The sequence below is a fragment of the Flavobacterium sp. KMS genome (assembly GCF_000813005.1).
Lineage (GTDB): Bacteria > Bacteroidota > Bacteroidia > Flavobacteriales > Flavobacteriaceae > Flavobacterium.
Window position 1 is genome coordinate 17,116 of sequence record NZ_JSYP01000005.1, and the last position, 10,695, is coordinate 27,810.

Genomic DNA, 10,695 nt, shown 5'->3' on the forward strand with positions numbered 1-10,695 from the left:
AAACAAATTTTACTTCTTCGCCGACAGATAAACCCCTATTAAAACAATAAACGCGCCCAAAAGCTGAATTGGTGTAAGTAGTTCATTATCCAGAAATCCCCAAAAGAAAGCTACTATAGGAATTAAATACGTTACTGAAGTTGCAAATACTGGCGATGACATTTGTATCAATTTAAAAAACAAAACATTCGCAATTCCTGTTCCTACTACTCCAAGGATAATTATATACAAAATTGAATTCTGTACTTTATCATCATACATTACTTCACCAAAGCCTGTAAAACTCAAAATTACAATTGCAGGAATCAATAATACTGCAAAGTTCCCTGTAGTAATACTCAGCGAACTTAAATCAGACAAATACCTCTTAATCAAGTTTACATTTATTGCATAACAAAGCGAAGCTATCACAACTAAAATAGCATAGTAATAGTTTTGCTCCGGATGACTCATTGCTCCATTAAAAACCAAAAGCAAACATCCTATTAAACCAATAAAAACACCAAAGATTTGTCGCCTTTGAAACTGAATTCTAAAAATAACAGCTCCAATTACCAATGTATTTAATGGTGTAAGCGAATTTAATATTGCCGTAATCGAGCTATCAATTTCAGTTTCGGCAATGGCAAAAAGATAAGCAGGCGTAAAAGTTCCAAAAACAGAAGTCAATGCAATATACTTCCATTGCCCTAGCGGAATTTTAGCCAGACTCTTAAAACCAACCAAAAACAAAAATAAGGATGCAAAAATAATTCGCAATGAACCCAATTGAATTGCGGTTAAACCAACAAGTCCCTTTTTTATCAATATAAAAGAACTTCCCCAAACCAAGGCCAATACTGTTAAGTAAACCCACTTCAATTGTCTTGAATCCATAATAGTTGTTTTACTGCAAAATTGTAATAAATTTATGAATTCCTCACTCGTTTTTTATTAATTTTGCAAACAAATCCTGTTGTAAACTATTAAAACAAAACAATATGAAAATCGTAAAATCAATCGCAGCTTTAGCAATTGCAAGCCTTTTGTTTATAAGCTGTAAAAAGAATGAAACAGAAGAAATTAAGCCAGTAGCTACAACTGAAGCAGCTGCTCCAAAAGTACATAAAGAAATTGCTGCTCAAAATGTGCAAACTGCAAGTTTTAATATCGAAGGAATGACTTGTGCAATGGGATGCGCTAAAACTATCGAAAGCGAATTATCTGACTTAGATGGCGTACAAGAAGCAAAAGTAGATTTTGACAAAAAAACTGCTACTGTAACTTTTGACAAAACTATTCAAAACCCAGAAAACTTAACTAAAATAGTTCAGGCTACTGGAGACGGAAAAACATATAAAGTTTCGAATATGAAATCGTAATTCCAACGATTTTTTACCACAAAAAAAAAGAGCATTCGTAACGAATGCTCTTTTTTTTATAGTTCTATTTTTCTCTACTTCCACTTAATGGTTTCCATTAAATGCTGCATATCATTTTTAATATAACTCGCAGCTGGCATTATCGAATCAAAATTAGGCTTAGCATAAAAGTAAACCGAACCTGTTACAAAGTGCTTAATACTGTCTGTGATGTAAAATTGAGAGTTTGTAGCCGCATTTCCATCAACTTGATAAAACATACCGTATAATTTTTTATCAGGGTTTAAATAAGGCTGTTCTAATATATCATCAGCTTTTATAACATGCTCATACGTTAACTTTTGAGCATCTTTCAATAATTTATTAATATCACCATTTACTGGTTTATACGTAAGATAAATAGTTGCTTTCATTTTTGGATACGAAATCGTGAATCCACAATCCTTTTCCCCTTTTATAACAGCTTCTGCATTCATTTCAAAAGCAAATGGACATTGATTTTCAAAATTCACATATTTAGCTTCCGCGTAGTCCAACCTTAAATAACTCGCCGGTTTAGGCACAACATCGTCTTTACAACTAAATACAGTTATCGTCATTATAAAAAGTACGATTATGGCAATTGATTTTTTAAGCATTTTATTATTCTATTGTTACTTTTATTTGTTTTATTCTTTTGCTATCTACAGCTTCTATTGTAAAAGTACAGTTCTGGAAAGTAATTTTTTGATTCTTCTTCGGAAAGTTCCCTATAATCTCCAAAATAAAACCACCTAATGTTTCAGCTTCTCCTTTTTGTATCTCAAACAAATCCTCATTAACATCAATGATTCTGTAAAAATCTTTTAAATTTATTTTTCCTTCAAACAAGTAATTCTTATCATCTATCTGAGAGAAATTAATATGTTCATCATCAAATTCATCACTAATATCTCCTACTATTTCTTCGATTACATCTTCTAAAGAAACTAATCCCGAAGTTCCACCATACTCATCAACAACAATTGCTAAATGGCTTTTCATACTCTGAAAATCCTTTAATAAGTTATCTAACTTTTTATTTTCTGGCACAAAAAATGGTTCTCGTATAAGCGTAACCCAATCAAAATCTTTTTGATCTATATAAGGAAGCAAATCTTTAACAAACAAAACTCCTTCGATCTGATCAATATTATCACGATAAACCGGAATTCTAGAATATCCTTTTTCGATTATTTTAGGATAGATAGCCGCAAAAGGCTCTGAAATTTCTAATGCAAAAATATCAATTCTAGGACTCATTACTTGTTTTGTATCGGTATTTCCGAAAGAAACAATTCCTTCTAATATTTTTTGTTCTTCTGTTGATGTATCATCAGAATCCGTAAGCTCTAATGCCTGAGACAACTGACCTACCGAAAAACTAGTTTTTTGTTTCCCTAATTTGTTATGCAAATAAATAGTTGCGGAACGCATTGGTAGACTTATCGGAGAAAGCAATTTATCCAGTATAGCTATTGGATATGCAACTCGTTGTGCAAATTTAAGATTATTACGACTCGCATATACCTTAGGCAAAATCTCGCCAAACAATAATATTAAAGATGTAACCAGGATTACCTCTAGAATGAATTTTAAAACCGGAGAAATAACTGCGTCAAAAATATCTCTACCTACAAAAGAGAACAAAATAACAACTCCAATATTAATGAAGTTATTGGCTACGAGCAATGTCGCTAAAAGTTTTTTGGGTTTATCCAAAAGATTAGAAATGATTCTTCCTTTGGACACGTTTTCTTGTAATGCTTCGTCTATCTCTTTTTGAGACAGCGAAAAAAGTGCTACTTCGGCACCAGAAACAATGGCCGAACAAAAAAGTAAAATAAAAATTCCAACAAAACCAACAATCAGGTTGGTATCTAAGGCGCTTGCAACGTATAAACTGGGCTCTGGGTCCAAATTAAAAAGAATTAGTTAAACAATCAAAATGGCAAATCATTTATAGGTAAGCCATCATTTGAAGCATCAAAGTTAGTGTTTTTTGATGATTCTGAAGGAGGATTTTGTTTCTGGTTCTCTGTCTCTTTTTTAGTAGTTAAGAAAGTGAACTCAGTTACCTGAATCTCGGTTGTATGCTTTGTCGAACCATCTTCGGCTTGCCATTGACGGGACTTTATTCGACCTTCGATATAAATTTTATCTCCTTTAGATAAATATTTTTCACAGATTTCTGCGGCTTTATTCCGAACCACCAAGTTATGCCACTCTGTAGAAGTGATTTTCTCATTGGTCGTTTTATTTATATAAACCTCATTAGTTGCTAATTGAAATCGCCCAATGCAATTTCCGCCATCAAAATAATGCATTTTTACATCGTCACCTAAATGACCTATTAACATCACTTTATTTAATGTTCCGTTCATGGTTTATTATAGTATTTCTATCAAAGATACATTTTTTTAGAAACTTATTTATTCTGATTCGATAAAATTATGAATCACAATCGGAAATGGATATGTTTTTAAATCCTGAGCATTAATCCCATTTACAATCGTCTCTTTTAACTTTATCTTCCAAAATTTGATATACAAATGCTGGTGCGACAACTTATGAATTATACTTTTCGGATTACACTCTTCTATACCTATAATAGAATACTCCCTGAAAAAGTCTTCCTGAACACACATCGAAACAAAATCAAAATCTTTTTCGGCATCCGTTTCTAACAGCGGGAACTCATACAGATTATGCCAAATTCCTTTAGCAGTTCGTTTTTGCAAAACCGTATTACCCAATTCATCCTCTACAACCAGATAATTAAAATATCTATTAGTTACTTTTAGTTTTTTAGATTTTACCGGCAACTCACTTACTTTCTTCTTTTGCAAAGCCACACAACTATCATCAAAGATACAAATGGAGCAATCCGGACTTTTAGGCACACATTGTAATGCTCCAAACTCCATTATAGCCTGATTAAAAATTGCGGGATTATCTTTTGGCATTAGCTCATAAGCCAGAGCTGCAAATTCTTTTCTAGCCGAAGCTGCTGCAATATCAGTTTCTATATCGAAGTAACGTGATAAAACTCGAAATACATTTCCGTCGACAACAGGAACAGCTTCATTATAAGAAAATGATGCAATTGCCGCTGCCGTATATTCCCCTACTCCTTTTAGTTTTAATAAATCATTATAGCTCCCAGGGAAGACTCCATTTAATTCATTAGCGATAAATTGTGCTGTTTGATGTAAATTTCTTGCACGAGAATAGTACCCTAATCCCTGCCAAAGTTTCAAAACTTGCTCTTCATCGGCTTTAGCTAAATCAAAAACAGTAGGAAATGCTTTTGTAAAAGACAAAAAATAAGGCATTCCTTGGGCTACTCTTGTCTGTTGAAGCATTATTTCTGATAGCCAAATGGGGTAAGAATCAGTGGTATTACGCCATGGCAAATCGCGTTTATTTTGTAAATACCATTTTATCAATTGTTTAGAAAAACTCATCATTAAATATTAGACAACAAAAGTAAAAGTTTATGTAATTAAAATTTAACGAATTAGCTTGAATATTTGTTTTTTTAATTCCTATATTTGCAAACTCAAAAAATAGTATACCATTATAAATAGGAAAGAAAATGACGAAAGCAGATATCGTAGCGAAAATTTCAGAAAAATTAGGTCTTGAAAAAGGTGACGTTCAAGCAACTGTAGAGACTTTTATGAATGAAGTAAAAACTTCATTAGAAACTGGAGACAATGTTTATTTAAGAGGGTTTGGTAGTTTTATTGTAAAAACCAGAGCTGAAAAAACTGGAAGAAACATTTCTAAAAACACCACTATTAAAATTCCAGCACACAACATTCCTGCGTTTAAACCTGCAAAAGTTTTTGTAGAAGGAGTAAAAATCAATAACGAAGCAAAATAATACTATTAATTAATCATAAAATCGATAAGATATGCCAAGTGGTAAAAAAAGAAAGAGACATAAGGTAGCAACGCACAAACGTAAAAAAAGAGCGAGAGCTAACCGCCACAAAAAGAAAAAGTAGTTTTAAACTACTTTTTTCTTTTTAAACGTTCATTGAAATTTGGGAAATTTCAAAAATTCCAAAAATTAAAATCCAAAATCCAAAAATTGAGAAATTAATCTTGATTCTATTGGAATTTGGAATTTTAAAATTGAGATTTAAGTTTCCCTCCCGGGTTCAATACCTGTTAAAAATATTGTTTAATCCATCCTAACAATTCAGTTATGAGTTATACGTTATGAGTTTAAGAGTTGCAAAAACTATGAACTGAAAACTGTTAATTGAAAACTAAAAAGTTCGGATAAAAATTTACAAATGAATAAAGAATTAATCATTAGATCAAGTTCTGATTTCGTAGATTTTGCCTTATTAAAAGATGGAAAACTAATTGAATTACACAAGGAAGAAGAGAAAAGCAATTTTCAAGTTGGTGATATTTTTATAGCCAAAATACGAAAACCAGTTGCTGGACTTAATGCTGCTTTTGTAAATGTAGGCTTCGAAAAAGATGCCTTTTTACATTATCACGATTTAGGACCTAACTTAGCTTCCCAACTGAAATTCATAAAACTTGTAAGCGCAGGTAAATTAAAAGATTTCTCCCTAAAAACCTTTCAGTTTGAAAAAGAGATTGATAAAGACGGCACCATTACTGATATTTTAAGTGCTAATCAATCTGTTTTAGTACAAGTCGTAAAAGAACCAATATCTACTAAAGGTCCAAGAATTAGTGCAGAACTATCTTTGGCTGGACGTTTTATTGTTTTAGTTCCTTTTTCTGACCGTGTCTCTATTTCACAAAAAATAGAAGATAAAAAAGAAAAGGATCGCTTAAAAAAACTTGTATTATCGATCAAACCTAAAGGATTTGGTGTTATTGTTCGTACAGTAGCCGAAGGCAAAAACGTAGCCGAATTAGAAAAAGATTTGCAGAACCTGCTTAGCAGATGGACTGCAATGTGTAAAAAATTACCAACTGCTCATCATCCATCCAAAGTATTAGGAGAACTCAATAGAGCTTCTTCAATATTAAGAGATGTATTTAATGATACCTTTAGTGGTATTCAAATTGATGATGAAGAGTTGTACCATCAAACGAAGGATTATCTGCAAGAAATTGCACCTTCAAAACAATCGATTGTTAAGTTTTATCAATCAAATGATACTCCAATTTTCGAGAAATACAATATAGAGAGACAAATCAAAACTTCATTTGGTAGAACCGTTTCTATGAGTAAAGGGGCTTATCTTATTATCGAACACACTGAAGCTTTACACGTTATAGACGTAAATAGCGGAAACCGTTCTAATAAGGCCACTAATCAAGAAGACACAGCCATGGAAGTTAATATGATTGCCGCCGCTGAAATTGCCAGACAATTACGTTTGCGCGATATGGGTGGAATAATCGTAGTTGATTTTATTGATATGTCTAATCCTGAAAACAGGAAAGTCTTGTTCGACTTCTTGCGAGAAGAAATGAGCGACGATAAAGCAAAACATAAAATCTTACCCCCTAGCAAATTTGGATTAGTCCAGATTACAAGACAAAGAGTAAGACCCGAAGTAAACATTAAAACTAGAGAAGAAGATCCTAACAATGAAAATGGCGAAATTGAAGCGCCAATTTTAATCATTGATAAAATATCATCTGATTTAGACAGACTTTTAAAAACCCACAAAAAAGTTGTGCTTAACACACATCCATTTGTGGCAGCTTACCTCTGTAAAGGTTTTCCATCAATACGTTCAAAATGGTTTTTTGAACATAAAAAATGGGTGAAAATCATACCTCGTGACGCTTACACGTATTTAGAATATCATTTCTATGATAAAGATGGAAATGTTATTAAAGAATAAAACAAGAAACCGCCTTTCGTCCCGATAACTATCGGGAGACTGGCGGTTTTTTTGTGCTTATAAATTAAACCAAAAAACAGTTAACAAACCCAGCAAGTTAAAGTGTTTTCTTATATTTGATTCGATTTAAAATAATAAAATCAACTGAAAATGCTTTCAACAAAACACTTATATATTTCCTCAAAGAAGATAAACATATACCATCTTCTAATCCTTTTTGTTTTATTCACATCCAAAATATCAGCTCAAAATGACACTATCTTTTTTGATTCGAATTGGAAAAAATCAAACAAAGAAGCTGCTATTTATTACAGAATCAAACCGATAAAAATAAAAACAAAAAGTGCAGTTGGCTACAAAATAGCAAATACTGACTCGCTTTATGTAATCAATGATTACTATTTAAAAAGCAACAAAATACAGTTTCAAGGATATTCCAAAGACTCTGAAGGCGAATACTTAGTGGGCAATGCAAAATGGTATGATGAAAACGACAACAAATCCGACACAAGAGAATTCAATTACAAACCAAACAACAACACGCCCGGATTTAGAATTCCCGAGTGGCCAATCCTTTATCTTGGCTATTCGATTGCAACCAAGAGCCAATTTACTGGCGGATTAGAATTTTGCTTAGATTGTAAAGAAGAAAACAAACTGTTTCTGGGTGCAGGATATGGAATTACAAGTTATGATGGCAAATATTACGGTTTGCCAGACATACATTTATCATATAACATTCAGAAATCTATTTTTATAAAAGCTGGTGGATCAGATAAAAGTGCTTACGCATTAGCAGGTCTTACTTTTTTAAATATGATTGATTTAGGTTTTGGATATTCAGCTCCTTTTGACAAAGAAAAAAACCCTGTAATTAAAGGTTTTACTTTTGGAATCACTTTTAGATTTACCAATAACAAAAATGTTTATGGTCGTTTAAGAATGTTTTAATCCTATTTATTCCCGCACTACCTCAACTCTTCGTCTAATTTCATTTCCTAATTCATCTACAACTGTAACATAATGGAATCCGGCAGTCATTACAATAGGTTTTTCATGAAAAACTTTAGTAACGCCTTTGTACACATTATCTACATACCAAAACAACTGACTTTCTCTTTGTGAATATGCCACTTTAAAAATCACTGGCTGTATTTCGCTATTAAAATTTTTGGTCAAATAGATTTTGCTATTGGCTTTAGGATAAATAAAATCCATTGCAGCAGTTTGTGTCCCAACGCAATTATCTCTAAATGGCGGCAATGGCATGTATTCTATATGCTTGCTTTTATAATACCAAGCCATTACAGGAGGTAAAACAAACCAATTTTTCACAACCATATTCTCAATACTCTCGCAACTACTATTTACCTGAAATTTTTCTGTTTGATCCAAATGTACTGTTTTGTGATACGGACAAATAGAAGTCGTTTTTCCTTTTCGGGCAACCCATTGTTTTATTTTAGGACAACCATCTTTAGCCAAGTGTCCGCTTAAACGACAAACCTCAACCTCATCTAAATCTCCATAAGGTGTTGTAAACCATTTTTGCTTTGGTAATAAATTAAATACATCAAATAAAATTGGTGCAGCGCTTGTAACCCCTGTTAAAGTTGGTCTTCCCTCACCTGTTGCATTTCCTACCCAAACTCCGACTACATATCTGGAATTTGTTCCTATTGCCCAAGCATCGCGATTACCAAAGCTTGTCCCTGTTTTCCAAGCTATTTTAAGCGAACTATCATAAAATTTCCAAGCTTCATCTCCTTCTGGTCTATTTACCTCTTCCATGGCGTTATACGTTAACCAAATTGACCCCGCGCCTAAGATGTTCTTCTGCGTACTTTCGTCGCCAAAATCAGACTCAAAATCGTTTTCATAATTTAGTTCAGTAAATTCGTTTGTTCGATATTTACCGTTGCTTTTATTAAAATAATTTATTGTCGAGGACATACTCGCATAACTACGACATAAATCCCATAAATTACTTTCGGCTCCGCCAAGAATAAGCGACAATCCATAATGATCTGGCGGTTTGGAAATATTTCTTAATTTGAATTTTTGCAGTTCTTCATAAAACTTATTTACTCCAAAATCCTGCAACATAAGCACTGAAGGAATATTAAGCGAACGCGATAAAGCACGGTGAGCCGGAACAGCTCCATCGAATGTCAGATTAAAATTCTGAGGTGTATAACCCGCAATTTGAGTTGGTACATCTGCAACCAGAGTATTGGGTAATATCTCACCATCATCGAGCATTGCTGCATATAATAATGGTTTTAAAATACTTCCTGTACTTCTTGGTGCATCTATAATATCAACATCTTTTTGATGATCTCCATCTGTTGGAGAATTCCCTACATAACTTATCACATTTCTGTTAGAAACATCAATTACTAAAATTGCCAGATTATTAACTTCATTCTGCTTGTATTGATTGTAATAATATTTTGCGATTTGGTTTACTCTATTTTGCAAAGCAAACTCAACAGTAGTTTTTACTCTCGTTCCCTCTTGATTTTTAGCCACGCGCTGTAATAAATGTGGCGCTATTTGTGGCAAATCATAAGGCTTTTTAGGCAAAGGTTCTTCTATCGAGAGTTCATAGGTTTGCTTATCAATAATACCTTCCTGGTTAAGCTTACGCAAAAGGCGATTCCGTTTCTCTAATAATTTAATTTGATTCTTTCCTGGATAAATTAAACTCGGCGCATTTGGCAAAACCGCCAAAGTTGCATTTTCTGCCCATGATAATTGATTGGATTTTACTCCAAAATATCTCCATGAAGCCATTTCTAATCCAACAACATTTCCTCCAAAAGGAGCGTGAGCTGCATATAACTCTAAAATTTCATCTTTAGAATACCCTAACTCCAATCTTGTTGCAAGAATAACCTCGACTAGTTTTTCAAAATAAGTTCTACCTTTTCCTTTTCTTGATAATCGGATAACTTGCTGTGTAAGCGTACTTCCTCCCCTTACAACTTTACCTGCTTTCCTGTTTTGCTTAATTGCATTGACCATTGCAACAGGATTAAATCCGGGATGTTTATAGAAATATTCGTCTTCAAAATATACTATACATTTCTTGAATTTATCCGGGACACTATCTTGCGCAGGAAAACGCCATTGTCCGTCACGTGCAATCTTCGCCCCTAATAATTCTCCTTCCTTACTCTCAATAACTGTAGAATAGGGTTCTTGAAATAATGTTCGTGGCAACGAAAAATAATAAATCACCACTAACAAAAATGCTAGTAGTGATTTTATTTTATTCTGTTTAATCCAATTTATAATGCGTTGAAGGAACGCTTTTAATTTATTTTTCAACGTAGTAATTTATTTAACCGCAAAGTTCGTAAAGTTTTTTTTGCTCGCAGATTTAGCTGATTCTGCAGATTTTTTCTATCTGCCATGTTAAATCTGTGAGAAACTTTACTTCACCACCTCAACCCAAAATC

10 protein-coding genes are annotated in these 10,695 nt (G+C 33.1%); 4 read left to right on the top strand and 6 right to left on the bottom strand.

Features of this window, described 5'->3' with window-relative positions:
• Positions 1–9 precede the first annotated feature (9 nt).
• Positions 10–876: an EamA family transporter gene (locus OA93_RS06945; RefSeq protein WP_039112423.1), complete on the bottom strand. Its 867-nt coding sequence runs from the start codon at positions 874–876 to the stop codon at positions 10–12.
• 104 nt (positions 877–980) lie between these two features.
• Between OA93_RS06945 and OA93_RS06950 the strand changes: the two genes are divergently transcribed.
• Positions 981–1,361, top strand: a complete 381-nt coding sequence (locus OA93_RS06950) for a heavy metal-associated domain-containing protein (protein ID WP_039112424.1) — start codon at positions 981–983, stop codon at positions 1,359–1,361.
• A 74-nt stretch (positions 1,362–1,435) separates the two neighbouring features.
• Here OA93_RS06950 and gldD read toward each other — a convergent pair whose 3' ends face one another.
• The 4 genes from gldD to mutY are packed head-to-tail and all read right to left on the bottom strand — an operon-like array spanning position 1,436 to position 4,846.
• On the bottom strand, positions 1,436–1,999 hold the full coding sequence (gldD, locus tag OA93_RS06955; RefSeq protein WP_039112425.1) for a gliding motility lipoprotein GldD: 564 nt from the start codon (positions 1,997–1,999) through the stop codon (positions 1,436–1,438).
• Positions 2,000–2,003: 4 nt separating this feature from the next.
• A complete protein-coding gene (locus OA93_RS06960) occupies positions 2,004–3,299 on the bottom strand; it encodes a gliding motility-associated protein GldE (RefSeq protein WP_039112426.1) in 1,296 nt (431 codons plus the stop codon).
• Positions 3,300–3,322: 23 nt separating this feature from the next.
• Positions 3,323–3,763, bottom strand: coding sequence for a single-stranded DNA-binding protein (ssb, locus tag OA93_RS06965; RefSeq protein ID WP_039112427.1), 441 nt, complete (start codon positions 3,761–3,763; stop codon positions 3,323–3,325).
• Between the two features lie 48 nt (positions 3,764–3,811).
• On the bottom strand, positions 3,812–4,846 hold the full coding sequence (gene mutY, locus OA93_RS06970; protein ID WP_039112428.1) for an A/G-specific adenine glycosylase: 1,035 nt from the start codon (positions 4,844–4,846) through the stop codon (positions 3,812–3,814).
• A gap of 131 nt (positions 4,847–4,977) precedes the next feature.
• On the opposite strand from mutY, the gene OA93_RS06975 reads away from it, so the two are divergent.
• From OA93_RS06975 to OA93_RS06985, 3 genes are all read left to right on the top strand, one after another.
• Positions 4,978–5,268: an HU family DNA-binding protein gene (locus OA93_RS06975; RefSeq protein ID WP_039112429.1), complete on the top strand. Its 291-nt coding sequence runs from the start codon at positions 4,978–4,980 to the stop codon at positions 5,266–5,268.
• A gap of 418 nt (positions 5,269–5,686) precedes the next feature.
• Positions 5,687–7,231, top strand: coding sequence for a ribonuclease E/G (locus OA93_RS06980; protein WP_039112430.1), 1,545 nt, complete (start codon positions 5,687–5,689; stop codon positions 7,229–7,231).
• A 150-nt stretch (positions 7,232–7,381) separates the two neighbouring features.
• Complete coding sequence (locus OA93_RS06985; RefSeq protein WP_039112431.1) at positions 7,382–8,182, top strand: hypothetical protein; 801 nt, start codon at positions 7,382–7,384, stop codon at positions 8,180–8,182.
• A gap of 6 nt (positions 8,183–8,188) precedes the next feature.
• Here the strand turns inward: OA93_RS06985 and pbpC are convergent, their stop codons facing one another.
• Positions 8,189–10,564: a penicillin-binding protein 1C gene (gene pbpC, locus OA93_RS06990; RefSeq protein ID WP_039112432.1), complete on the bottom strand. Its 2,376-nt coding sequence runs from the start codon at positions 10,562–10,564 to the stop codon at positions 8,189–8,191.
• Positions 10,565–10,695: the final 131 nt, after the last annotated feature.

What these genes read in the sequence shown, in the direction of transcription:
- ssb (WP_039112427.1), bottom strand. Translation starts at nt 3,763, where the DNA reads ATGAACGGAACATTAAATAAAGTGATGTTAATAGGTCATTTAGGTGAC.
- OA93_RS06975 (WP_039112429.1), top strand. Translation starts at nt 4,978, where the DNA reads ATGACGAAAGCAGATATCGTAGCGAAAATTTCAGAAAAATTAGGTCTT.
- OA93_RS06945 (WP_039112423.1), bottom strand. Translation starts at nt 876, where the DNA reads ATGGATTCAAGACAATTGAAGTGGGTTTACTTAACAGTATTGGCCTTG.
- OA93_RS06950 (WP_039112424.1), top strand. Translation starts at nt 981, where the DNA reads ATGAAAATCGTAAAATCAATCGCAGCTTTAGCAATTGCAAGCCTTTTG.
- gldD (WP_039112425.1), bottom strand. Translation starts at nt 1,999, where the DNA reads ATGCTTAAAAAATCAATTGCCATAATCGTACTTTTTATAATGACGATA.
- OA93_RS06980 (WP_039112430.1), top strand. Translation starts at nt 5,687, where the DNA reads ATGAATAAAGAATTAATCATTAGATCAAGTTCTGATTTCGTAGATTTT.
- OA93_RS06985 (WP_039112431.1), top strand. Translation starts at nt 7,382, where the DNA reads ATGCTTTCAACAAAACACTTATATATTTCCTCAAAGAAGATAAACATA.
- mutY (WP_039112428.1), bottom strand. Translation starts at nt 4,846, where the DNA reads ATGAGTTTTTCTAAACAATTGATAAAATGGTATTTACAAAATAAACGC.